24 protein-coding genes and 5 tRNA genes are annotated in these 25,667 nt (G+C 30.0%); 28 read left to right on the top strand and 1 reads right to left on the bottom strand.

The window, feature by feature from the left end:
* Positions 1–4 precede the first annotated feature (4 nt).
* From SALLE_RS03185 to SALLE_RS03140, 10 genes are all read left to right on the top strand, one after another.
* A complete protein-coding gene (locus tag SALLE_RS03185) occupies positions 5–331 on the top strand; it encodes a 4'-phosphopantetheinyl transferase superfamily protein (protein ID WP_115558723.1) in 327 nt (108 codons plus the stop codon).
* A gap of 62 nt (positions 332–393) precedes the next feature.
* Entirely contained in the window at positions 394–1,263 is an 870-nt protein-coding gene (thyA, locus tag SALLE_RS03180; RefSeq protein WP_115558184.1) for a thymidylate synthase, read from the top strand.
* Positions 1,263–1,739 (top strand): dihydrofolate reductase, encoded by a 477-nt coding sequence (locus tag SALLE_RS03175; protein WP_115558183.1) that lies wholly within the window; start codon positions 1,263–1,265, stop codon positions 1,737–1,739. Before thyA ends, SALLE_RS03175 begins: the two co-directional genes overlap by 1 nt.
* Before the next feature lies 1 nt (position 1,740).
* Complete coding sequence (locus SALLE_RS03170) at positions 1,741–2,616, top strand: lysophospholipid acyltransferase family protein (protein ID WP_179948036.1); 876 nt, start codon at positions 1,741–1,743, stop codon at positions 2,614–2,616.
* A 20-nt stretch (positions 2,617–2,636) separates the two neighbouring features.
* Positions 2,637–3,950, top strand: coding sequence for a thymidine phosphorylase (locus tag SALLE_RS03165; protein WP_115558181.1), 1,314 nt, complete (start codon positions 2,637–2,639; stop codon positions 3,948–3,950).
* A gap of 267 nt (positions 3,951–4,217) precedes the next feature.
* Positions 4,218–4,293 (top strand) — tRNA-Thr (locus SALLE_RS03160).
* Positions 4,294–4,301: 8 nt separating this feature from the next.
* A tRNA-Tyr gene (locus tag SALLE_RS03155) sits at positions 4,302–4,385 on the top strand.
* A 4-nt stretch (positions 4,386–4,389) separates the two neighbouring features.
* Positions 4,390–4,464 (top strand) — tRNA-Gln (locus SALLE_RS03150).
* Positions 4,465–4,469: 5 nt separating this feature from the next.
* Positions 4,470–4,545, top strand: a tRNA-Lys gene (locus tag SALLE_RS03145).
* A gap of 31 nt (positions 4,546–4,576) precedes the next feature.
* A tRNA-Leu gene (locus SALLE_RS03140) sits at positions 4,577–4,665 on the top strand.
* An 83-nt stretch (positions 4,666–4,748) separates the two neighbouring features.
* Here the strand turns inward: SALLE_RS03140 and SALLE_RS03135 are convergent.
* The gene (locus SALLE_RS03135) at positions 4,749–5,579 is read right to left on the bottom strand and encodes a lipoprotein (protein WP_162807944.1); all 831 of its coding nucleotides are present in this window, start codon (positions 5,577–5,579) and stop codon (positions 4,749–4,751) included.
* Positions 5,580–5,736: 157 nt separating this feature from the next.
* Between SALLE_RS03135 and rpmG the strand changes: the two genes are divergently transcribed.
* The 18 genes from rpmG (at position 5,737) to SALLE_RS03045 (ending at position 25,649) form a co-directional block, all read left to right on the top strand.
* Positions 5,737–5,880, top strand: coding sequence for a 50S ribosomal protein L33 (rpmG, locus tag SALLE_RS03130; protein WP_115558179.1), 144 nt, complete (start codon positions 5,737–5,739; stop codon positions 5,878–5,880).
* Positions 5,881–5,938: 58 nt separating this feature from the next.
* Complete coding sequence (locus SALLE_RS03125; RefSeq protein ID WP_115558722.1) at positions 5,939–7,006, top strand: M24 family metallopeptidase; 1,068 nt, start codon at positions 5,939–5,941, stop codon at positions 7,004–7,006.
* 15 nt (positions 7,007–7,021) lie between these two features.
* Positions 7,022–7,741, top strand: coding sequence for a polyprenyl diphosphate synthase (uppS, locus tag SALLE_RS03120; RefSeq protein WP_115558178.1), 720 nt, complete (start codon positions 7,022–7,024; stop codon positions 7,739–7,741).
* Complete coding sequence (locus SALLE_RS03115) at positions 7,728–8,813, top strand: phosphatidate cytidylyltransferase (protein WP_115558177.1); 1,086 nt, start codon at positions 7,728–7,730, stop codon at positions 8,811–8,813. The genes uppS and SALLE_RS03115 overlap by 14 nt, the downstream gene beginning before the upstream one ends.
* Before the next feature lies 1 nt (position 8,814).
* Positions 8,815–9,948 carry a 1-deoxy-D-xylulose-5-phosphate reductoisomerase gene (gene dxr, locus SALLE_RS03110; protein ID WP_115558176.1) on the top strand — a complete coding sequence of 378 codons (1,134 nt, stop codon included), beginning with the start codon at positions 8,815–8,817 and terminating at the stop codon, positions 9,946–9,948.
* A gap of 14 nt (positions 9,949–9,962) precedes the next feature.
* Entirely contained in the window at positions 9,963–11,333 is a 1,371-nt protein-coding gene (locus SALLE_RS03105; RefSeq protein WP_115558175.1) for a site-2 protease family protein, read from the top strand.
* Positions 11,334–11,347: 14 nt separating this feature from the next.
* Positions 11,348–15,817, top strand: coding sequence for a PolC-type DNA polymerase III (locus SALLE_RS03100; RefSeq protein ID WP_115558174.1), 4,470 nt, complete (start codon positions 11,348–11,350; stop codon positions 15,815–15,817).
* A 119-nt stretch (positions 15,818–15,936) separates the two neighbouring features.
* Complete coding sequence (locus SALLE_RS03095; RefSeq protein WP_115558173.1) at positions 15,937–16,431, top strand: LSm family protein; 495 nt, start codon at positions 15,937–15,939, stop codon at positions 16,429–16,431.
* 18 nt (positions 16,432–16,449) lie between these two features.
* Positions 16,450–17,838, top strand: a complete 1,389-nt coding sequence (nusA, locus tag SALLE_RS03090; RefSeq protein WP_115558172.1) for a transcription termination factor NusA — start codon at positions 16,450–16,452, stop codon at positions 17,836–17,838.
* Between the two features lie 8 nt (positions 17,839–17,846).
* The gene (gene rnpM, locus SALLE_RS03085) at positions 17,847–18,125 is read left to right on the top strand and encodes an RNase P modulator RnpM (protein ID WP_115558171.1); all 279 of its coding nucleotides are present in this window, start codon (positions 17,847–17,849) and stop codon (positions 18,123–18,125) included.
* Positions 18,125–18,439, top strand: a complete 315-nt coding sequence (locus SALLE_RS03080) for a L7Ae/L30e/S12e/Gadd45 family ribosomal protein (RefSeq protein ID WP_115558170.1) — start codon at positions 18,125–18,127, stop codon at positions 18,437–18,439. The genes rnpM and SALLE_RS03080 overlap by 1 nt, the downstream gene beginning before the upstream one ends.
* An 18-nt stretch (positions 18,440–18,457) precedes the next feature.
* A complete protein-coding gene (gene infB / locus SALLE_RS03075) occupies positions 18,458–20,350 on the top strand; it encodes a translation initiation factor IF-2 (protein ID WP_115558169.1) in 1,893 nt (630 codons plus the stop codon).
* A gap of 1 nt (position 20,351) precedes the next feature.
* A complete protein-coding gene (rbfA, locus tag SALLE_RS03070) occupies positions 20,352–20,702 on the top strand; it encodes a 30S ribosome-binding factor RbfA (RefSeq protein ID WP_115558168.1) in 351 nt (116 codons plus the stop codon).
* A 96-nt stretch (positions 20,703–20,798) separates the two neighbouring features.
* Positions 20,799–21,518, top strand: a complete 720-nt coding sequence (locus SALLE_RS03065) for an RsmE family RNA methyltransferase (protein WP_115558167.1) — start codon at positions 20,799–20,801, stop codon at positions 21,516–21,518.
* A gap of 15 nt (positions 21,519–21,533) precedes the next feature.
* Positions 21,534–22,682 carry a hypothetical protein gene (locus SALLE_RS03060; protein ID WP_115558166.1) on the top strand — a complete coding sequence of 383 codons (1,149 nt, stop codon included), beginning with the start codon at positions 21,534–21,536 and terminating at the stop codon, positions 22,680–22,682.
* Positions 22,683–22,692: 10 nt separating this feature from the next.
* Positions 22,693–24,063, top strand: coding sequence for a hypothetical protein (locus tag SALLE_RS03055; RefSeq protein WP_115558165.1), 1,371 nt, complete (start codon positions 22,693–22,695; stop codon positions 24,061–24,063).
* Positions 24,064–24,076: 13 nt separating this feature from the next.
* The gene (locus SALLE_RS03050; protein WP_115558164.1) at positions 24,077–24,790 is read left to right on the top strand and encodes an ABC transporter ATP-binding protein; all 714 of its coding nucleotides are present in this window, start codon (positions 24,077–24,079) and stop codon (positions 24,788–24,790) included.
* Positions 24,780–25,649, top strand: coding sequence for an ABC transporter permease (locus tag SALLE_RS03045; RefSeq protein ID WP_115558163.1), 870 nt, complete (start codon positions 24,780–24,782; stop codon positions 25,647–25,649). The genes SALLE_RS03050 and SALLE_RS03045 overlap by 11 nt, the downstream gene beginning before the upstream one ends.
* Positions 25,650–25,667: the final 18 nt, after the last annotated feature.

Raw genomic sequence — 25,667 nt, 5'->3', positions numbered from 1 at the left:
GAGAATTATGAAAAAAATTGGAATTGATATTGTTGCCGTTAAAAGAATAAAGCTCAAGCCCAGAATGATTGAACTAATTTTACATCCAGATGAAATTAAGATTTTATCTACTCGTTTAACTAAAAATTCAAAAAGAGAATTTTTAGCAGGTCGTTGAGCTGTTAAAGAAGCTATAATAAAAACTTTACCTTCACCAATCGCAATGAATCAAATAAATATTGGTTACATTGATCAAAAACCAAGTCTGAAAAATTCTAAATTTGGTGAAATCATTGTTTCTATTAGTCACGAAAAACGCTATGCAGTTGGAATGGCTTTGAAAAAAGATTAAAATTATCCCTCAATGGGATAATTTTTATATTAACTTTGGTTTATAATAATTGTGGTGATAAAATGCAAAAATATTTAGATTTGGTAAAAAATGTTTTAGAAAACGGAACTAGAAAAAATGATAGAACTTTAACAGGGACAATTTCATTCTTTGGGACCCAAACCCGCTATAATTTAGGCGATGGTTTCCCGCTTTTAACAACTAAGAAAATTTATTTTCAAGCAGTAGTTGTAGAATTATTGTGATTTATATCGGGAGACACAAATATTAAGTATTTAGTTGATAATAAGGTAAATATTTGAAATGAATGGCCTTACGAAATTTACAAAAAATCCAATGATTATCAAGGAGAGGATTTACAAACTTTTGTGGACAAAATCCGTACAGATAATGATTTTGCTAAATTGCATGGTGATTTAGGTCCGGTTTATGGTAAACAATGACGAAATTTTAATGGAGTTGATCAACTTGCAGACTTAATTTTTAATCTAAAAAATAATCCCGATTCAAGGCGACATATTATTTCTGCTTGAAATCCAGAAGAAGTTTCAAAGATGGCTTTACCTCCGTGTCATACGATATTTCAGTTTTATGTTTCTGGGGATAAAAAATTGAACTTACAATTGTATCAACGCAGCGGGGATATTTTCCTGGGAGTCCCATTTAATATCGCAAGTTATTCTTTATTATTGATTCTAATTGCAAATGAAGTTGGCTTAGAACCAGGAGAATTTGTACATACAATCGGGGATGCGCATATTTATCAAAATCATTTAGAACAAATTGAACTTCAACTTTCTCGTATTCCAAAAAAATTGCCATCAATTACGTTAAAAGATTCTAACGTTTCAATTTTTGATTTGAAACCTGATGACATTATCTTAGAAAACTATGAATCTTATCCAGGAATTAAGGGGAAGGTGGCAGTTTAGTGATAAAATTAGTATGAGCCCAAACCCAAGAGGGAATAATTGGCCAAGAAAACAAGTTACCATGAAAAATTCCTGAAGAAATGAATTTTTTCAAGCAGTATACAACTGGAAAAACAATTGTAATGGGTCGTAAGACATTTGAAGCAATTGGTTCCAAACCATTACCAAATCGAGAAAATATAGTCCTTTCAAAAAATGGCAATCTTGTCATCAATAATGAAAATGTTAAAATCATTAATGACATTGATTATTTAATTAAAAGATATCAAAACCAACCTAACGAATTAATTGTTATTGGGGGATCGCAAATTTATCAAATGTTCTTGCCATATGCTGATAAACTGATTGTCAGTGTGATAAAACAAAATTACCCCGGAGATACTATTTTTCCAAGAGTAAATTGAGACGATTTTGAAATTTATAGCGAAATTGATAAAGATGAATTTGTTATAAAAAAATATGAGAGGAAAAAATAACATGAAAGAAAAATACGAATTAGAAAAACAAGAAGTTACTAATCAAGAAGAAGTTAAAACAGAGAAGAAAGCAAAGGATCAAAAAAAGGAGCGGGGAAGTACTAATTTCAACAAATGAAAATTATTATTAATTTGAGTTATTGTTTTAATGAATATGAGTAAAGCTAAGAAAATGGCTCGCCGAATCAAAAAAGATCCTAATTCATATAGTGAAGAATACCGTTACTATTGAGTTAAAAAAATTGCTCGTCGAATGATGTGACTTTTGGATGTTAAAATTCAAGTAATTGACATTGAAAACTGATTAGATCGCGGAATTATTTTAGCACCAAACCACCAGTCTAACTTTGATTCAGTTGCCTTGATTGCTTTAAATGATTTTAGTCGTCAACAACCATTAGCATTTATTGCTAAGCAAGAACTTTGAGACCATAAAACATTTGGACGTTTCATTAAGTTAATTGATGCAATTCCGTTGGACCGAGGAAATCCAAGAAGTGCTTTAAACGCTTATAAAGAAGGTAAAGAACTTTTAAACCAATATCACCGAAGTTTGGTTATTTTCCCAGAAGGAACTAGAAGTCCTGACCAAGAAATTGGAGAATTCCAAGGAGCAAGTATGAAAATAGCACAATCAGCATATGTGCCGATTGTGCCAGTTACAATCATTGACTCTCACTATGTTTTTGCTAAAAAGAGACCTAAAAAAGTGGTAGTTAAAGTTGTTTTTGGTAAGCCTTTATTACCAGAAAAGTTTATTTCTATTAAAACAGATATTTTAACAAATAACGTTCGTAAGGAAGTTGTTAAAAATATGGAAAAATATAAAGATTTTGAAAAAATAGAAACTAAGAAGAAAAGAAAAGAAAAAAAATAGTTTTTTCGTAGAGGTGAAATATGAATTTTGCAGAATTAATTACTAAAAAGAAAAAAGGTTTGAGTTTAAACCAAGCAGAAATTGAATATTTAATTAAGGGATTCATTTCAAATGAAATCAAAGATTATCAAATGAGTGCCATAGCAATGGCAATTTACTTTCAAGGGATGGATGCTAAAGAAACTTCGTTTTTAACAGGAGAAATGATTAAAAGTGGTAAAACCTATGATTTAAAAGGAGTTACTGGTTTTAAAGCTGATAAGCATTCAACCGGGGGAGTTGGGGATAAAACCTCATTAATCTATGCTCCATTGGTTGCTAGTTTTGGTATCAAAGTAGCCAAGTTGTCGGGTCGTGGACTTGGACAAACTGGGGGAACTATTGATAAATTAGAATCTTGTCCAGGTTGAACTGGGGAAATTTCTGAAGCTAAATTTGAAGAAATTGTTAACAAAGTGGGAATGAGCATTATTTCTCAATCACAAGATATTGTTCCTGCTGATAAAAAAATGTATGCCCTAAGAGATGTTACAGGAACTGTTGATTCAATTCCTTTGATCGCCTCAAGTATAATGTCGAAAAAATTGGCAATTGCAGGAAATGGGATTATTTTAGACGTTAAAATGGGTAGTGGAGCCTTTATGAATACTGTGGATGAAGCTACAAAATTAGCTCAAGCAATGGTTGAAATTGGTAAAAATCACCACCGCAACATTGCAGCCATGATAACAGATATGGATAAACCATTAGGACGTGAAATCGGTAATGCCAATGAGGTTCGTGAAGCTTATGAAACTTTACAAGGAAATGGTCCTGCTGATTTAAACGAACTGACCGAAGAAGCGGTTGGAATTACACTTCTGCAAGCAGGAATTTTTAAAACTTTAGCCGAAGCAAAAGAGGCTGTTCGTGAAAAAATTAAAAATAAAGTCGCTGCACCAATTTTAAAACAGTTTGTTGAAGCCCAAGGTGGAGATTTTAGTGTAATTGAAAACTTTGAAAAAAGCTTTAAAGTTAAAAATACTATAGAAATCAAAGCTGATAAATCCGGATATATTCGCTATATTGACACTAATAAATTAGGTTACTTAGCAATGCAAATCGGTGCTGGTCGTGCAACCAAAGAGGAAAGTATTGATTTCGCCGCCGGAATCACCTTAAATAAGGTCTCTGGTGAAAAAGTTTTGGCAGGAGACGTTGTAATGACATTGAAGACAAACAAGGCTGTTAGCGGCGAATTTACTAACCAAGGAAAGTTAACATTTGAAATAGTTGACAAGGCCTTTGTAGAACCAGTAATTATTAAGGTAATTAGTGATCTAGATTTGAAATAGGGCAATCAATATAAAAAGTAAATAAAAGTTTAATTTTTATATTGTTTAAATTATTTAAAAGTCGTATAATAATTAAGTCTTTTTGAAGAAAAAAGTTATAATGATTTGTTTAGCCCTATCAAATTTTTAATTTTTTAATTTTATTTATTCAGATTGACAAATAAGTGCTCCGCCCGAGTACTTTTTTTATGAAATTTTTAACTCTTTTTCTTGACAAGAGTAATATATTTTTTGTATAATGTTTTAGGTTCTAAATTTTAGAATTACGCTGACTTAGCTCAGTTGGTAGAGCAATTGACTAGTAATCAATAGGTCGAGGGTTCAAATCCTTTAGTCAGCACCATTATAAACGGAGGGATAGCGAAGTGGCTAAACGCGGCTGGCTGTAACCCAGTTCCGAAAGGTTCGGCGGTTCGAATCCGCCTCCCTCCACCATTATTGGGCTATAGCCAAGCGGTAAGGCAAAGGACTTTGACTCCTTCATGCGCCGGTTCGAATCCTGCTAGCCCAGCCATTTTCGTCTCGTTAGCTCAGCCGGTAGAGCAACTGGCTTTTAACCAGTGGGTCGCAAGTTCGAATCTTGCACGGGACACCATTTTATATTAATTATTTTTTGGATTTTTTATCCCCAGGTGGCGGAATCGGTAGACGCACTGGACTTAAAATCCAGCGGGCTTTGTCGCCCGTGCCGGTTCAAGTCCGGCCCTGGGGACCATTTTAAAAACAAACAAAACGAATCTTTGAGGTTCGTTTTTTATTTTCTTAATTTTTGTAAAAAAAATAAGAGTTTTAAAACTCTTATTTTTTATAGCGATATTCATAAGATTTATCTTGATAGGGGATTGATCCAGCAGCTGGTTCTTGTCCGCCAGTTTCACCAGTTTCTCCACCATCTCCATCTCCACCAGTTTCTCCACCATTATTAGATGGTTGGAAGAATGAGGCTGGATCGGTAAAGTAACTATTAATTTCAGTAAATCATTTTTCCAATGCTTGTTCTTCACCAACACCATTTTCTAATGAATCAAATCCTGTTGTTACATTAACTAATTTTCCATCACGAATAATAATGTAAGTTGGAATTGAAGAAATTTTTAAATCATCAACTGTCAAATCATTAGTTACATAATTAGGGTCTGTTTCTGGAATATTGTGAATTTTGTATTGAGCTTTGTACTCATCTAAAATTCATTCTTTAATTTTTGTTAATCACTTTTTAGAATTGATTGAATCCTTTTTTTCTTCTGTAAAGTGATGAAATTTAACTTGATCAACTTTAGCTCCAAAACCATTTCTAAAATCATCATTAATTTCTTTACCACCATTTTGTAGTGATTCTAATTTATTGTTATAATTAGTTTTAAATTCGTTAAACATTTTGTTATCACCATTGTTTACTTGGTTTTCAAAATCATCTAAGCTTCCATTAGGCTTTCCAGTTGTTGCTTTTACAAAATTTTGACAATATGGACAATCTTCTGCCCCGATATAAAGAACAAATGTTTCGCGATTTTTGATCCACTTCTTAAATGTGTTATAGTTTGACAATTCATTTGTACAAGAAACCACAGTGGTTCCTGCAGCTGTTATCAAGCTTGCTGATGCTAAAATCGCCAATAATCTCCTCATAAATAACACTCTCTTTCATTTTTATTATTTTATCAAAAAAACTGTAAATATCACTAAAATATCATATTTTTTAAAAATAATTAAAAAATATGATATTATTTATTTGCCAATAAATTTTATTTGGGAAATTTAAGAAACTAAAAAGGGGGCTTTCAAGATGCGTGAAGGTGTAATTCTACGTTGTTCAAGCTGTAAAGAAGAAAACTATATAGCTAAAAACGACAAAAAAAAGGAAAAAATTGAAGTTAAAAAACATTGTTTTAAATGTAATAGCCATCAAATACATAAGCAAAAAAAATAGGGATTTTCCTATTTTTTTATTGTAAAATTTTAACTAAGAAGAGGTTTGAAAAATGAAATTAGATAAAAAAGAAATTGTTCGTAATTTAATGGAAGAAAATAAAGTGGATGCTTTATTGTTGTATTCTCCACAAAATCGCTACTGATTTAGTCGCTTTAACTCATCACTTGGTTATATTCTTATTACAAAAACAAAGACATATTTATTTGTTGATGGAAGATATTTAACTGCAGCGCAACAAAAAAAAGATTTACAAAATATTGATGAAATAATTGGTTTTGGACCAGTTTTTGATTTGGTAAATCAAAAACTTTTAGAGAATAAAATTAGCAAATTAGGTTTTGAAAGTGATTGAGTCTTTGTTAAAGATAGTGAAATCATGACCAAAAGAATTAAAGCTCAAATGGTTTCGATTAATACAGAAAATTTAAGAATAATTAAAGATGAATGAGAGGTTGAACAAATTAAAAAGGCTTGTGATATTACTAACCAAGTTTTTGAAGATGTTTTAGCTAATGTTAAACCAAAAATGACAGAAAAAGAATTATCTCGATTTGTTTCGGATTCATTTTTAAAGTTTGGAGCTGAAAAATTAAGTTTTGACACAATTGTAGCATCAGGTGTTAACGGTTCAATGCCTCATGCAGTACCTTCGGATAAAAAAATCGAATTAGGAGAATTGGTAACTCTTGACATGGGTTGTTTCTACAACGGATATGCTTCAGATCAAACTAGAACTTTTGCTATGGGAGAAAAAATAGATCCCAAATTGCAAGAAATTTTTAAAGTAGTTTATGATGCTCAACAAGCAGGAATTGATGCAGTTAAAGCAGGAGTGGAAGCTAAAAAAATTCATGAGATTTGTTTTGACTTTATAGAATCAAAAGGTTATGGACAGTATTTCACTCATGGTACTGGTCATGGACTTGGAATTGAAATTCATGAAGAACCTTATCAATCAATTGCAGGAAATAAAGTTTTAATGCCAGGTCATGTAATTACCGTTGAACCTGGAATTTATATTCCTGGAATCGGGGGAGTTAGAATTGAGGATGACTTATTAGTTACCGCAACTGGCTACCAAAAATTAACAACTGCTAAAAGAGAATTAGTATTCGTTAAATAATTAAAAGGGGAAAAAATGAAAAAACCGTTGGAACATTTAGCGATTATCCTAGACGGTAATGGTCGCTGAGCAAAGAAATTTAATCAACCAAGAACTTATGGTCATCAAAAAGGAATGGAAAAAATTCAAGACTTTTGTCTTTTTGCTCAAGAAGAAAATATTAAGTTTTTAACTGTTTTTGCTTTTTCAACAGAAAATTGAAATCGTCCCAAAGATGAAGTTGATTTTTTAATGAAGGTCCCCAGCCAGATATTTGGGGAAAATAAAATCAATTTTTTTATGGACAATGATATAAAGGTTGGTTGAATCGGTCGCCAAGATAAAATTCCCAAAGAAACATTTGAAGCAATTATTGAAGCTAAAAATAAAACCAGAAACAATCAAGGACTGCATTTAACAATAGCCTTTGATTATGGTTCTTGAGAAGAAATCAATACATGCTTTAAAAATATCATCAGTAGCAATCCGAAAATAAGTGAAAATCTTGAACTAGTTACCACAGATTTAATAAAAGCCAACTTATATACTAACAATTTACCTGATGTTGATTTAGTTATTAGAACTGGTGGAGAAACTCGTTTAAGTAATTTTATGATGTTACAATGCAGTTATGCGGAAATTTACTTTAATAGTAAAATGTGACCCGATTTTTCTCAAAAAGATTTAAAAAAAGCAATTTCATATTATAATAAAACAAATAGAAGATTTGGAGGACTTGAAAATGAAGAACAATAAAATCAAAGCGGAAGAATCTGCTGCGAAAGAAAAAACAAAAAAAAGTCCAGAATTCAAGTCAGCAAAAAAAGAGATTTCTAATCTCGAAGTTAGAGCACTATCAACAATTGTATTATTGACTCTATTATTGATTTATGTTATTTCAGGAGCAATCTATACATCATTAATTAATTCTTGATCAGGAGCTCCTTACTTTGTCATAATTTCTTTACTAGGAAGTATTTTTTTAATTTCAATAAGTATATGAGAAATGAACCGCGCTTTAGGTATTAAGGATTGATGAATGCATTTAATAACAGTTGTAATTGCGTTATTATTATTTGCTACACCAGTTCGTTCTGAGGAATTTTTATTGACAATTAGCCAGTCATCTTTAAAATTTATGACAGACTTACATTTTGATTGATTAAAATTTTGAATTTTTTGAGTTCTTGGTTTTGTTTTCTTAATGGTTTATTTATCATATGGTTTTTGAAAGAAAAATACCAGTTTAGTTAAAATGCTACTAGCTTTTGCTATGAGTCTAGTAATAGTTCTTGCCTATAAAGGATTCACAGTCTTGTGTTTATCGGTTATCGAAACTGGACTTGGGCAATATAAAGCTTTCTATAGTTTTAATACTGTAATTTGAATTTGAATGATAATTATTTTAACAGATACTTTTGCTTATCTAGGTGGAATGAAATTTGGAAAAACAAAACTTGCTCCTTCTATTAGTCCTAAGAAAACTTGAGAGGGTGCCACAATTGGATTTGTTGTAGCTTTCATTATTGGGGCATTATATGCACTAATGTTTTATTTCGTAGAACCAATTAGAGACTTTGCGCCGCTAACAATTACAATGCAACAAAATGGCAGCACAGTTTATATTGTTTTTTCATATATTGGTCTATCGGCAGTTTTTTCAATAATCGGCCAATTTGGAGATTTACTTTTCTCATGAATAAAAAGAAAAGTTGATGTAAAGGATTACTCAAGAATAATTCCAGGTCATGGTGGAGTGTTAGATCGTCTAGATTCTTTCACATTTGCTTTTTTTGTAGTATTTTTTATTACTATTTATATTCGTTAGTATGAAAAATATAATAGTTTTTGGCGCATCTGGAAGTGTCGGGTTACAAGCCCTTAAAGTAATTAAAAATAATAATAACTATCAATTAATTGGTGTTTCGGTAGGACAAAATTTAAAAGTTCTTGAAAAAATTCTTAACGATTTTTCAACAATTAAGTTCGTTTATAGTAGTCAACCTAGTGAAAAATTGGTTGCTAAATTTCCGCATATTAATTTTTTAAGTGGTTTTCAAATTGTTGATTTAGTAAACAAGGCCAAACAACACGATGTTGTTATAAATTCATTATCGGGTTTTTATGGACTTCAAGTCACTTTGCAGGCAATAAAAAATAATTTAACTATTTTATTAGCAAATAAGGAGTCTTTGGTTGTTGCGGGTAAACTTGTCAATGATGAATTAAAAAAATCATTAAATGCAAAAATAATTTCAATTGACTCAGAACATTCAGCAATTTTACAATGTCTTGAAGAGGGTAATCAAATTGAAAAAATTTACTTAACTGCCTCAGGAGGAAGTTTAAGAGATTTGACTTTATCAGAAACCAAATTTGTAACTCAAGAGCAAGTATTAAATCATCCGAACTGAAAAATGGGTTCTAAAATTACAGTTGATTCAGCAACGATGATGAATAAGGCGTTTGAAATTATTGAAGCCTACCATTTATTTAAAACAAAAAATATTGAGGTTTTACTACATCCTCAATCAATTGTTCATTCAATGGTTGAGTTTGAGGACTTTTCGGTAAAAGCACAACTAAGTGTTCCAGATATGAGCCAGGTGATAAACTACGGTCTTAACTTTCCTAAAAGACTTAAACATCCTGAGTTTCAAAAATTAGATTTCAAAAACTGACAAAAATTAGAATTAAAAACTATTGACCAAAAACGTTTCAAACCAATTGCTTGAGCTTTTGAATGTCTAAATAGTAACAACTCAAAAGCGATTTGTTTAAATGCAGCAAACGAAGTTTTGGTTGAAGCATTTCTAAATAATGAGATAGCATTTTGACAGATAACAGATATTCTTGAAAAAATATTTAATAGTTCAGTAAACAAGGAAATTAATGATTATAATAATATAAAAGAGTATGATTTATTAATTAGGAGTGAAACTCGAAATCTAATTAAGCAATAGAGAGAGGGATTATTTTGCCGGTTTGACTCGAAATTATTTTAGGATTATTTTTAGGATTATTTGTCTTACAGTTTGTAATTACACTTCATGAATTTGGGCATTTTATTATAGCAAAAATTTGCAAGGCCTATGTTTATGAATTTTCTGTTGGTTTAGGACCAAAAATTTTTACTATCAAAACAAAAGAAACATGATTTACTCTTAGAGTTATTCCTTTTGGGGGTTATTGTTCTATCGCTTCGGATAAAGCTGATCCACCAAAGGGTCGTGAAGAAGAAGAAAAAAATATCCCAGATAGTCGTAAAATGGATTATATTGCTAGATGAAAGAAATTCTTTATTATTATTGGTGGAATCGCTTTCAACCTTACACTTGCCTTATTTTTGATTACAACAATTTATGCTGCAACTGGGGTTAAAAAAAGTGATATGCAATTCTATGGTGCTCAATATGATTCAAATCAAATCACTTATAATTTATTAGATGAAAAACTAAAAATTCAAAATCCATCAAACCCGGCTTCACCAAATCAACAATATGTTATTTGAGGTTGACAAGTTATTCAACAAGATTTTCAAGGTAATTTAAGTCCAAATGAGGAATTAACTACGACTTACTTATTTAATAATATTCAACATGAAGGATTTTCAAATTCAGACATTTTTTTAACAAGTAAGGAAGCTCAGGTTGAAAAAAAATTATTAATTAATAATTATGATTCTCAACAAGCTGTCACTTATGAAAAAACTGTTTATAATTTTATTAATAATTTAAAATTTAAAAACGCTGAAGAAAATAAAACTACTTTTATTAGATTTGCTTTTAAAAAAGTAGACCTTTACACAGGTGTAGTTCTAAATGACAATGTAGAGGGTTCAGATCACAATTTAATATTAACAAATTGATCAAAAGGTTATAATCCTAATGAAACTGACGAATTAAATAACAAAATTAATTTTACTCCAGGAAATACAGTAGGAATTGCGGCACCAAATCGTTATTTTAGAACAGCTGGTGAAGGATATGCTTTTGGTTGAGGGGATACATTTGTACAGTCGTGACAAATAATGAAAGCTTTTGGAAAAATGTTTACTTTTGATTTTTCAGGAGTGTCATCTCCATTCCAAACAGCTAATCAATCATTTTCAACATTTACCTCAGGAGCTGATAGTTTCTTCTTGTATGTTGCATTTATTTCAGCTAATCTATTTGTTTTAAATCTAATTCCTATTCCACCCCTTGATGGTTATAGATTCTTAGAAAATTTAATTGAATTATGTCTGCGCCGTGAATTGAATGAAAAATTCAAAATAATTATTACTTTAATTGGATTATTACTTTTCTTATCAATTTTCCTTTTAGTAATTCTAAAAGACTTTATATAAATTAGGAGGTTAAAATGGATTCAACTCTAAAAAGTTTTTTTACAGCAATGAGTGTTGAGCTTCATGAATCACACAAAGAGCATTTTAAAAATTCTAAAATAATTGGTCGACAAATTTTTGATGTGAAAAAAAATCGCGTAACAGTTAAAATTAGCATTCAAAATTTTTTGCCCACTGAAGTTTTAAAAACGATTGAAGAGCAATTATTAAATAATCCAGTTTGTGGTAGCAAACTGGTTTTTCAAGTTTCTAATGATGAAATGAGTCATGATTTAGTTTGAGACTACTTTCAATTTATAATTAAATATAAAGCAGAATTTAAGAATGGCTTTGTTGAAAATTTAAGAGAAAATGAATTTACTTTTAAAAATAATATAATAAATTTATGTGTTAATGACGAAACTGAAAAAAACCTTTGAGAAAACCATTTAAACTTTTATATTAAAAAATTTCAAGACTATGGTTTTAATAACTTAAAATTTAATTTTGAAGTTAAACCAAGCGGAGTTGATGTTATTGCCAAGGCTGACGAATCTTATGCAGAAACTAATCAAAAAGTTAAAAAAATTAGAGAGCAACCAAATAACAATTTTGAATCTAAAAAAACTGATTCAAATAATGAAGTTGTTAAGGAGAAGAAAACATTTTTTAGAAAACCAAAAGCTGATTTGGAAGTTCCAACATATCAAGAACTTGGAGATATTGAGGATGGAGCACAGAATGTAATTATCCATGCTCGAATTATTAAAAAATCAATTAAATTTTCTCCAAAAAGTGGTAGAAATATTTATACTTTTGTAATCACAGATGAAACCTCGTCTTTACAAGCTAATTTTTTTCAAAGATTAGCTGGAGTTCCAAATCTTTTTGATGAGATTGAAAAAGATCACCCCGAGTATGAAAATATCGTTAGGATTGGTGACTGAGTTGGGATGAGTGGTTCACTAAGATGAAATGAGTATAGTAAAGACAATGTTTTTTACATTGATGAATTTAAAAAAATAGATCGAATTCAGAAAACTAGAATGGATTTATCAGAGACAAAAAGGGTTGAACTCCATACTCATTCAAAAATGTCAGTTATGGACGGAGTTAGTACAATTGCTGACTATTTAGAATATGCTGATAAGTGGGGACATAGTGCAATTGCTTTAACAGATCACTTAAATGTTCAAGCTTTTCCAGAAGCGGCTCAAGCCCTAAGTAAAATAAATAAAAATCGCGATAAAGATAATAAGCTAAAAATGATTTATGGTGTTGAAATGAACATGTTGAATAATGATTTTTGACTAGTCAAAAATAATCAAGGTAAACAATTAAGCCAAGAGGAATTTGTTTTTTTTGATTTAGAAACAACAGGTCTTTCACCAGAATATGATGAAATTATAGAATTTGGAGCTGTAGTTTACGACCCGAAAACTGGGGAAACTGCTAAAATAGATATCTTAATAAAACCCTCAGAACCACTAAGCGCATTCACAACCGATTTAACAGGAATAACAGATGAGATGTTGGAAAATAAGCCAACAATTCAAGAATCATTTGGGGAAATTATGGAAATTATCAAAAATAAAATTTTAGTTGCCCATAATGCTAACTTTGACTTGAACTTTTTGAAAGCTTGATCTCAAAAATTAGGCTATGGTCCAGTTGATAATACTGTTATTGATACCTTAACGATTGCTCGTAATTTTTATCCAAAGATTAAAAATCATCGTCTTGGTACAGTGGCAAAAGCGGTCGGAGTTTTATATGATGAAAGAGTTGCTCACCGCGGGGATTATGATGCAGAGGTTTTAAAAGCGGTATATGACAGAATTGTTATTGAAGTTAAAAAGCAATATAGTTTAATTGTTGATAGTGATTGAAATCAAATTATTCCTGAAAATGAAAAAGAAAATGCTAACTATATTAAAACTCGAGGATATCACATTAACGTTTTGGCGAAAAATCAAGAGGGCTTAAAAGATTTATATAAACTAATTTCTCACTCCCATACAAAAAACTTTTTTGGTTCACCAAAAATTTTCAAAGATAAGATTTTAGAAGTTCGTCAGAAAAATAATATCCTAATAGGCTCGGGATGTGTAAATGGTGAAATTTTTGAATTAGCTCGAACAGGGTTGGAAACTGACTTGATCGCTGCCATGCAAAATTATGATTATATTGAGGTTCAACCTCTAAGTGTTTATAAAAACTTGATTCAGACTGGGGACTTAAACCAAAAGGGGTTACAAACTATTGTTGAAAAAATAATTTCACTAGCTCAAAGTTTGAACAAATTGGTTGTGGCAACCAGTGATGCTCACTACGTTAATCCGCAATTAAAATCAATTAGAGAAGTGTTTATTAACTCCAAAGGACTTGGGGGTTCTAATCATCCACTTTATGATTTCAAACAAAGAGTAACTGATTATCCAGAACAACATTTACGTACAACAGCAGAAATGCTAGAAGAGTTTGAATTTTTAAATAATTCAAAACTGATAAATGATTTAGTAATTACTAATACAAATTTAATTGCAGAACAAATAAGTTCTGAAATTTCACCACTTAAATCAGGGAGTTATCCACCAAAAATTGACAATGTTGATAAAATGTTAAAAGATTTATGTTATGAAAATGCAAGAAAATTATATGGAGAACAGCTTCCAGAAATAGTTGCTAAGCGATTAGAAAAAGAGTTAACAAGTATTATCAAACATGGTTTCGCCGTGGTTTATTGAATTTCTCATAAGTTGGTGGCTCAAAGTTTAGAAGATGGATACTTAGTTGGTTCAAGGGGTTCGGTTGGATCTAGTTTTGTGGCAACAACAAGTTTGATTACCGAGGTTAATCCTTTAAAAGCTCACTACCGTTGTCCTAAATGTAAATACTCAGATTTCAATACTCCTTTAGAAATTAAGTGTGGTTATGATTTGCCGCCTAAACCATGTCCAAAATGTGAGACACCACTAGTTGGTGATGGTCATGATATTCCTTTTGAAACTTTCCTGGGTTTTGATGGAGATAAAGTTCCAGATATAGACTTAAACTTCTCAGGAGAATACCAAGCTCGTGCCCATAATTTTACCAAAGATATGTTTGGAGAAAATAATGTTTTTCGTGCTGGTACCATTGCCACTGTTGCTGATAAAACTGCCTATGGATATGTTAAGGCTTACTTTGAAAAAGTTTATGGAATTGATAATAATCAACGAAGAGTTGAGGTTGAAAGAATTGCAGATTTAGCCACTGGGGTTAAGAGAACAACTGGTCAGCATCCTGGGGGAATTGTAATTCTTCCTGCAGAGTTTGAAATTGAAGATTTTACTCCGGTAAATTATCCAGCTGATGACACGAGTTCAACTTGACTTACAACCCATTTTGACTTTCATTCCATTCACGATAATTTATTGAAAATGGATATTTTAGGTCATGTTGATCCGACTGCTTTAAAAATGCTAAAAGATTTAACCGGAGTTGATCCGATTGAAATTCCAACCAATGATGAAAAAGTTTATCAACTGTTTTCTGGCTTGGAAAGTTTGCACATTAAGCCAGGAGAAATAAATGGGGAGACAACTGGGGCCATTGGAATTCCAGAATTTGGAACCCAGTTTGTTCGTGCTATGTTAAGAGAAACTAAACCTCAAACTTTTGCTGACTTAGTTCAAATTTCAGGACTTAGTCACGGAACTGATGTTTGAGTTAACAATGCCCAAGATTTAATTAAAGAAAAAGTGGCAAATATTTCAACAGTAATTGGTTGTCGAGACGATATTATGGTTTACCTATTAAGTAAAGGTCTAGAACCTTCGGTTGCTTTTAGTATTATGGAAAGTGTTCGTAAGGGTAATGGAATTCCTAAACCAGAATGAGTGACTGAAATGTTAAAAAATGGTGTCCCACAATGATATATTGATTCTTGTCTAAAAATTAAGTATATGTTTCCTAAAGCACATGCGACAGCTTATGTATTAATGGCTTATCGTGTAGCTTGATATAAAATTTATTATCCAGAAGAATATTATGCAACTTACTTTTCAACTCGTGCCGATGCCTTTGATTTGTCAACAGTGCTACTTGGAGTAAATGCTGTTAAGGAAAAACTCCAGGAATTGGAAACTAGATTAAGTCGTAATGAATTAATTTCTTCAAAAGAACGAGCTTTAATTACAGTTTATGAAATAATGTTGGAAATGTTTGCTCGAGGAGTAAAGATTAAAAATATTGATTTCAAAAGCAGTGATGCTTCAAAATTCAAAATAATTGTCGATAAAAAAACTCAGGAAAAAACAATTATTCCACCATTTAATGTAATTGATTCTTTAGGGGAGGCTGTGGCCCAATCAATTGTTTTAGCCAGAGATGAACGTCAATTTACTTCTATTAATGATTTGAAAAATAGAACTCAAGTCACTAAAACTCAAATTAAGATTTTTGATCAATTACAAATCACTAATTCTTTAGAAAATGATGAGCAACTAAAATTTGACTTTTAATTTGAATTTATAATAGCAAATACTTGATTTTTAAAATTAAAAGTCATATAATTTAAAAGTCAGGTCAATAAAATGAAAGGAAGGCGAAAGCCTTCCTTTATTATTGAAAGGAATAGTGAATGAATAATTTTAACGAATTAAAAACGCGCTTAATCGAAGTTATTAAGCCAATACTAAAAGATTTTGATTTAAATTTATATGAATTAAACCAAATTTTTGATTTTGACACCACAGTTTTGCAGGTATTAGTGACTAATCAAGATGAATCAATCCAAACAGTTGATTTTGATAATCTCGTTGGTGCTAACGAAAAACTTTCAGTTGTATTAGATGAAATTAAAGAATTAAGTGATGCTTATATTCTTGAAGTTGCTTCTGCTGGAATTGAGCGAACAATATTTACAAAAGAGCAGTTAATTGAAAATGTAGGAAAATACTTATTTTTTCAAATTAACCATAAAATAGAATTTGTTGATGAATTTAATGCCGACTTAATCGATTATGATTCAACAAAAGACGAATTTAAAGTTTTCTTTTTCTTAAAAGGTAAAAAGAAAAATTCAGTACTTAAATGAGAAGACATTAAATTTGTTAGATTAGCAGTAAAATTTTAAAAGGAGATAAATAATTTTATGGTAAACGGAGCAGAATTGCTAAATGCAATTAAATCTATTTCACAAGAAAAACAAATTCCAGATGACATTATTTTTGAGGGAATTCGCGAAGGATTTCAAAAGGCTTATGAAAAGTTTTTTGACCCTGAGGCAATAATTGATGTTAATGTTGATGAGGTTACCGGAATGATCAATGTTACAAAAAGACTAACAGTTGTACAAAAAGTTGAAGATGAATGATTGGAAATTGGTTTGTCACAAGCAAAACAAAAATATTCAGAAAACTGTACAATTGGTGATATTATTAACGAACCAGTAAAGTTTAACGATGAATATTCTCGTTTGGCTATTTTTCAAGTTGGTCAAATAATTAAACAAAAAATCCGTGAGGGAGAAAAAAATAAAGTTTATGATTATTTTTTACCAAAGTTACACGAAATCCAAACTGGAAGAGTAGTTGACTTAACAGAAAATTCTTATTTAATCGATGTTGATGGGACAGTAGTTTCGCTTTGAAATAAAAAAACAATTAATCAAGAAAAAATAAATATTGGTGATAGAATTTCATTTTATGTTGAAGATGTTTCAAAGGAAAACAAACACTCACAGGTTTCAACTTCAAGAGTTCATCCTGACTTTTTAGCAAAACTTTTAGAAATAGAAGTTCCTGAAATTGCTGAAGGAATTATCGAGATAAAATCAGTTTCTCGCGAACCTGGTAGAAGAGCCAAGGTTGCTGTTTATTCACATGATGAAAATATCGATCCAATTGGTGCTTGTGTTGGTGCGGGAGGTTCTCGAATCAAAAGTGTTACTAACGAACTAAATGGGGAAAAAATTGATATTGTAAAATGAGATGAAAATTCAGAAAAATTCATTATGAATGCACTAGCTCCTGTTCGAGTAATAAATATTCTTGTTGATGAAGAAGAGTTTTTTGACGAAGAAGGTAATTTAGAAGATGCTCACAGAGAATGTGATGTTGTTGTTCCAAATAACCAACTTTCTTTAGCAATCGGTAAATCGGGGATGGCTGCTAGATTGGTAGCTAATCTGGTTAAAATGAAAATAAACATTTTATCATATGATAACGCTTTGGAAAAAGGGGTTGAAATTCTTTGAAATGGTAATATTACAGAAGAAGAGATGAATGACCCAGAATTTATTAATAATGTTTTCAAAAGACGTAATAATTCTGAGAGAAATTATCAAAATGAAAAACCACTTATTCATGAAGAAAATGAAGAGTGAGATGATTTTGTAGAGGAACCAGAAATAGAGGTTCAAGCCGCAAGTCTTGATGATATTCAAGCTAATTTAGAAGCTTTTGATAACTTAGCAAAAGAAGAAATAGTTGACGAAGAAGACGAAGAAATTGATGATTATGATCAATATTACGATAAGTAGGTAGAAGAATGTCAGAAATTCTAAAAAAAGTTGTAACCAGAAAAGATGTTGCAACAAATAAAATGTTACCCAAGCAAGAAATGATTAGAATTGTTAGAAATAAAAATGGAGAAGTTTTTATTGATTCAACTAGAAAAGCCAATGGTCGAGGAATCTACATAAGTCCTAGCATTGCTGCACTAGAAAAAGTTAAAAAGACTAATATCATTGATCGTGTTTTGAAAACAAAATTAGATGAAAATTTTTGAATACTTTTAGAAAAAGAAATAAAAGAGAATTGAGATTAATGGAATTTAGCAATAGCAAAAAACTTCTTCAAACTCTAGGAATGCTACAATCAAGCAGAGGACTAACTAGTGGTAGTATGCTATTCGAAGGGATTAAAACTAATAAAATTAAACTAGTTATAATTTCTTCTGATATGGGAGAAAGTCAAAAGAAAAAAATTACAGATAAATGCATTTTTTATAAAATTGAATATTATTCTGATTTAATTTCTAGTGAAGAACTTTCTAAATCCATTGGTAGGGAAAATGTTAAAGCGGTTGGAGTTAAAAATTTCAATAATGCAAGGTGATTAAAAGAAATTATCGAAAAATAAAATAAGGAGGAAATAAATATGGCTACAAAAAATGTTAAATCAAATAAACCCTCAGGGTCAAAGTCAAAGCAAAATCCAGATAAAAGTAAGCTTAAAGCACATTCAAATACTTTAAAAAGCCAATTGAATGAGACAAAAGCAACAGGCTTGATTGACGGAGTTTTTATTTTTACTGGTCCAATTACCATCTCGGAATTTGGTAAAAAAATTAATAAAAATGTTGCTGAAATAGTAAAGTACTTTTTCAAAAGTGGGGGAATGGTGACGCCAAACACATCACTTACAGAAGAACAAATCGGAGAACTTGCTTTAGAATTTGGTTTTGATTTTAAAAAAGAAGTTGAAGTTACAAAGTCAAATATTTTTGAAACATTACAAGTTGATGATAACGAAGCTGACTTGAAAGCTCGTCCAGCAGTTGTAACCATTATGGGTCACGTAGATCATGGTAAAACAACTTTGCTTGATTCAATTAGAAACACAAACATAAATGTTACAGACGGAGAGTTTGGTGGGATTACTCAACATATTGGAGCCTACCAAATTAAAACCGATAAAAATCAAAAAATAACTTTTATTGATACACCAGGACATGAAGCGTTTACAGAAATGCGTGCAAGAGGAGCTGATGTAACTGATATTGTAATTTTAGTAGTTGCAGCTGATGATGGGGTAATGCCTCAAACTGAAGAAGCTATTGATCATGCAAAAGCAGCAGCAGTGCCAATTATTGTATTTGTAAATAAAATTGATAAGCCAGGTGCTGATTCAAATCGTGTTAAAACTGAACTTATGCGTTTTAACATTGTAGCTGAAGAATTTGGTGGAGATGTACCTTTTATTGAAGGTTCGGCAAAAAACCGACAAGGTCTTGAAAACTTACTTGAAACAATTATATTAGTTTCTGAGTTAAAAGAATTAAAAGCAAATCCTGAAAAATTCGCAACTGGAACTGTAATTGAAGCTCACTTAAGTAAATCAAGAGGTCCAATGGCAACTGTATTAGTTCAACATGGAACATTGAATATGAGAAATCTGGTAGTTGCAGGAGCAACCTATGGTCTAATCAAGGATATGGAAAATGAAAATGGTGCTAAAGTTAAATCAGCACTTCCTTCACAACCAGTTGTACTTGTTGGTCTAAATGAAGTTCCTCGAGCTGGTGATAAATTTATGGTTGTTAGCGAAGAGAAAATGGCTCGTGATATTGCAGAGGCTCAACTAGAACGTCAAATTCAAGAAAGTCGCAATAAGGCTCAATCATTCACCTTAGATTCAATTAAAAATCAAATTGATCAAGGTAATTTAAAATCAGTAAATGTTATTTTGAAAGCAGATACTCAAGGTTCTGTTGAGGCGGTTAGAAACTCGTTGCAAAAAATTACTATTCCTGGAGTAAAACTTGATGTTATTAGAGCAACAGTTGGGGCCATTTCAAATTCAGATATTACCCTTGCGTTAGCAAGTAATGCAATTGTTTATGGTTTTAATGTTAGACCAACAGCTCAGGTTCGTCAAAAAGCTGATGAGGATGGTGTTGAAGTTAGACTACACACAATCATTTATAAAGTAATTGAAGAATTAGAAGAGGCTGCCAAAGGTATGCTTGATCCAATTTTTGAAGAAAAAGTTTTAGGTCAAGCTGAAGTTCGTCAAATATTTAAACACTCACAAGTTGGAACAATAGCTGGATGTCATGTAATCGATGGAGTTATCCCAAGAGGGTCAAAATTAAGAATTCTAAGAGATGGAATCATAATTTATACTGGAGAATTATCTTCTTTAAAACATGTTAAAGAAGAAATTAAAGAAGCCAAAAAGGACCAAGATTGTGGATTAACTATAAAAAACTTTAATGATATCAAAGAAAATGATATTATAGAAGTATATAAAGTTGAAGAGGTGAAGTAATATGGGACACGATATTAAAGTAGAAAGATTGAATTCAAGTATCTTAAGAGAGTTGAGTTTAATTTTTTCAAAAGAGTTTCATGATAATGAAACAATGCGTTCAATTTCTGTAAAAGAAGTACGTTTAACAAATGATTTAAGTCATGCTAAGGTATTTTATTCGCATTTAATTGATTCAATTTCAAAAGAAGAAGTAATTGAAGAATTAAAATCGAAAAGTAAGGAAGTTAGACATAAACTTGCTGGAAAAGTTGAAATGAAATTTGTTCCTGAGTTAGAATTTATTTATGATGAATCACTAAGTAATGCTAATAAAATTGAAGAAATTCTAAAAAATATTAAAAACAAATAAATTTTAAAACAACTGGATTTTATTTCAGTTGTTTTATTTTAAAAATAATTATAAACTTATTATTAATGATAGATTTTATTGAAGGAGAAATTTAAAATGCATCGATATTTTGTGGAAGAAAAAATTGCAAATTCCTTTGTTTTTAATCAAGAGAATTTGCATCATTTTAAAAATGTTGTCAAGATAAAATCTGGTGAACAGGTAATGATGATTCATAATAAAACAGAGTATCTGGTTGAAGTAATTAAGGTGACTGAAAACTTAATTGAAACAAAAATTATTTCCCAAAATAAATCAAAAGTAAAACAAGGGTGTAGAGTTAATCTAGTTTTAGGTATAATTAGGGAACAAAAATGAGATTTTGTTCTCCAAAAAGCCACGGAACTCGGAGTCAATAAAATAATCCCGGTTATTTTTAAAAGAAATGTTGTTAAAATTGAAGACAAAAAAGTCATTTCTAAACTAGAAAGATGAAAAAGAATTTGTGAAGATGCAGCGGAACAGTCACATCAAGTTCAAATTCCTCAAATTTTACCAATAGTTACTAAAATTGAGGACTTAAAAAAAATTGATTTATGCAAAACTAAACTTGTTGCATATGAGTCTGAAAAAGATGAAAATTTTAAAAAATATTTAATAGAAAATCTGGAAGAGATTACTTTAGTGGTTGGTCCTGAAGGTGGTTTTGAAAAAAGTGAAATCAGTTGGTTCGAGAAAAACGACTATAAAATCGTTTCCTTGGGTAACAGAATTTTACGAGCAGAAACCGCTCCTTTAATGTTTTTAAGTAATATTATTTTTAATTACGAAATGTAGATTGTAGGTTTTAATTTGAAAGAACGAAATTATAAAGACATAACTGGAGATTATGAAATAATTAATAAATATATTTTAAGTTATAAAATTCCAAGAGAATTTCAATTAAACATTAAACGTAATTTTGATCTAATAGGCCAAATGATTTCAAAATCTGGAAAATTAAAACTAATTACTGATCTTTCTAGCGAGTTTATTTTGGAAAGTACTGAGGAATTGAATTTAAAAGCAGTAGCTTTAAAATATATTAATTTTAGCAATTTTCAAAATTATGAAAAATTAATTGGATTATCAAATGACAAAGAAAGTAAAACTGATAAATTATCAGAATTTCAGATTGAAATTATAAAAAAATTAAAATTGGAATTAATTAATAAGCCTTTTGAAATTAAACTACCAAATAGAGAAAATAATGAATTAGTTATTAGCTGAGAAATTGCGGGTAGAAAAATTAATTTAAAAATTTTGTTTTGCCTTGATTCAAAACAAATATATCAAATAGTTAATAGAAATAAAAAATATGAATTAAATTTTGATTTACATTTATCAAAAGAGTACCGAACTTTAAATCAATTATTGTTTAAAAAATTAGATTTTTTATTTTTATCACTTTTATTGGACAAGAATATGAAATTAAGTCGAAAGGACATTGATAATTTAAAAAAGGTTATAATTAGCGACATACAGGTTGAACTTAATAAAAATGAATATATGAGAAAATGAGTTAGTCTAGTATTTAAAAAATTTCTTAAAAACGAGGTTTACGTAGATGATTTATTTAAAACTCAGGATTTTTATTTTAAGAGTTCTAAAATATTTACTAAAATATACAACTCATTTAAACTAAAAAAACTAAACTATGTTTTTAGCATGACATACCCAAATTTAGACGAATTTATCTCCAAATACACTGAATTTGCAAAATCATTCTTAGCAAAGTATAATAGTAGAGAATATGAAGATTTAGATCAGATTTATCATTTATATGAATTTAATCCGTATTTAACAAGTAAGGGTTTAAATAAAAATGTCTTAATAAGAAATTGAGAAAGATTGAATGAAGAATCAAATTTAAGATTAATGAAAAAGTATATTTATCCCGATAATAAAGAAATTGGAACTTTTGTATTATTTTCAATATTTTATAAACTTGATTTAGAATAGGGAGAAAATGATGAAAGTAGCTAAAGGTCAAAATGAGTTAAGTCAGTTTAATCAGGCTGTAAAAAAACACATCAATATCCTAAAACAAGTAAGAAAATCTATTTCAGATTCATGCCAAGTAATGAAAAAAACTTTTGCTGATTTTGGGATTCACTTCAAAAAGCTTGGTGATTTTGAATATAATGCCTTAACCGATTTTTCTCAAGAAATTAATTTGGATGTCGCCTTAATTATCTATTCAAAATTAAAACCAACTAAGCCTTCTTTTTCTAAACTTCAGTTAAAAATTGATAAAGCAATTGATCAAATTAGTAATCAATTTAGTATTACAAAAATTAAAAATAATGAATATATAAAAATAACTAAAGTAATCAACGACACTAAGATAAATTTTTATCTACAACCAGTAGTAAAAACAGTTTTAACTAACAAAAAGAGTGCTTATTTTGTATTGAGAAATCAATTTGTTCAAGAAGATTTGATGGTAAAAGTTACAGATAGTTTTAAAAAGGCTAATAAAATTGCTAATAATAATTTAGTTTCTCTAAAATTAATTATAAAATATACTCTAAAAAATGATTTTGACTACAATTACAACATTGATATGTTAATACTTCGCTGATTTTATGAATATTTTTGCAAAAAAATTGATAATTATATTTTTAAAAAAACTTTTCAGAAAAAAAGCGAGGATTTCAAGGACTTTAATATTAAAAATTTCACTAAGTTAAATAATTTGCAACATTGATTTAATAGGAATGTTAATTTCAAAGAAATGATGACCTACATTTTAGAGAGGTTTTTTAAAACTAATACTTACTACTTTAATAATTTTAATTTTATAGAGGAAGAATTGTTTGAGTCTATATCACGATACTCGGTGTTTACAAATTCAAACTTTCAATTACCAGTTGATTATTTTGAAGATTTCAAGATATTTGATTTAAGAAATTATGAATCCCAATATGAGCTACAATCTGGTTTAAGTGAAAGTGAAGGCTATTCCAAAGTAGCCTTTGATTTCGCTCGAGCCCATGATCGAAGGTATGTGGTTTCACCAGTATTAAAAACAGGTAGCGCTAATCTGGTGATTTATCAAAAAGCTTTAATTAAAAAATCCAAAGAGCTTTATGATAAATTGCCAAACGAAATCATTGCTGAAATAAAATCTCTAAAGCAAAGGGAAGCTATGGAAGCATTAAACCAGTTGGCGCATAATTGATTATCAATCTATCAAGCAAAATTAATTTATTCAAAACCATACTTTGACACTAAATATCCAATTCATTTAATAAAGAATTTTGATGACCTAATGGAAACAATGGTTCAAACAATTGATGGTATATCTGAGAAACAGTTTTTGGTTGGTTTTGACAATTAAATAAAGGAGACATATGAAGGATTTTATTACTATAAAAAATTTAAAAAAAGAATTCGGTAAAAAGAAAGTTTTGCAGGATCTTGACTTAACAATTAAAAAAGGAGAACGGTTAGCGATTTTGGGTTCTAATGGGTGTGGAAAAACTACTCTCGTAGAGATGATTGCTCAAACTTCAAAACCAACTTCAGGGACAATTGAATTTAATTTAGAAGGGGACTTGAAAAAAGAAATTGGAATTCAATTTCAACAAGGAGAATGGCCAGCAGGTATTTGTGCAGAAGACATGCTAAAATTTTATCGTTCGGTTTACCCAAGATTTACCAAGGATTGAGAAGAACAATTAAATCAAGTTTTTGATATTGAAGAATTTAGAAAAAGATCAATTAGAAAATTATCTGGTGGTCAAAAACAACGCTTTAATGCAATGATTTCAATGATGAATGATCCTGAATTGGTAATTTTAGATGAACTAACTACTGGTTTAGACATGCAATTACAATTTTCAATCATTAGTTTTTTTAAAGATAAACTGAAGAAAGATAACAAAACTTTAATCCTGGTATCTCACAGTCCAGAAGAAGTAGAACTATTATGTAATAGAATGGTAATTATCAAAGATGGAAAAGTTGCTTTCGATCGCAAAATAACTGAAGCAATCAAGGAATTTAAAACCATTAGAAATATTATGGATAAACATTTTGAAGGGAGCCTAAAATATGACAACTAAACTTGAAAAATCAGAATTTGGTCTAAAAAGAAGTCTAAATATCTTTGGTAACTTATTTGTTTTAATTTCAAAATCATTTTTTAGAAATGCTCGTGGACCATTATTTATGTTTATAGTTCCGATATTCTTTATGATAATGTTTTTTGGTATTATAGGTAATAAAGCAAGCGGTGGACAGTCGTTGTACCCATATATGCTTTTACCTTCGTTAACAATTTTAACTTCACTAGCACCAGCAATTGTTGAGTGAAAAAATTCAGTATTTTTAAAAAGAATTGATACAACCGGAGTTAAAAAGGGAATGTTCTTAGCTGCGCTTTGACTTTTTTATCTACTAATTTCATTAGTGGCCTTAGTGGTAATGTTTGTAGTAGCTTTAATTTTTGGTTTAATTATAAAATCACCAGAAGGAATGCCTTCATTTATCAGTACTTTAAACAAAATTAACTGGGGTTGGTTATTATTGGCAACAATGTTAGTTTCTCTGACTTCTATTGGTTTAGCAACTTTATTTGGAGGTTTATTTAGTTCTGAGGGAGCAATGCAAGGTGTTGTTATGATGGTTTACTTCTTATCAATTTTCTTTTCAGGAATTATGCTAGATCCTTCGCTTATCGAAACTTCAAAGGGAATGATGATTTTTACATACTTCATTCCTCACAAGTACTCAGTATCGTTATTCTTGTATGCAACGCAAGGATCAATCAATTCAGGATGAGACTCATCGTTTAATAATCACGAATCATTTGGAGGGCAAAACTTTACATCAACATGACAACCTATTTTGGGTGCAATATTGATTATTACAGCGTTATTTGTAATTACAAGCTTTACTTTTAAATGAAGTGCCAAAAAATAAAGAAAATCCAACTTTCAA

This window comes from Spiroplasma alleghenense, assembly GCF_003363775.1.
Classification (GTDB): domain Bacteria; phylum Bacillota_I; class Bacilli_A; order Mycoplasmatales; family Mycoplasmataceae; genus Spiroplasma_B; species Spiroplasma_B alleghenense.
The sequence above is the reverse complement of the archived record's forward strand: the minus strand, read 5'-3'. Positions and strand labels throughout refer to the sequence as shown.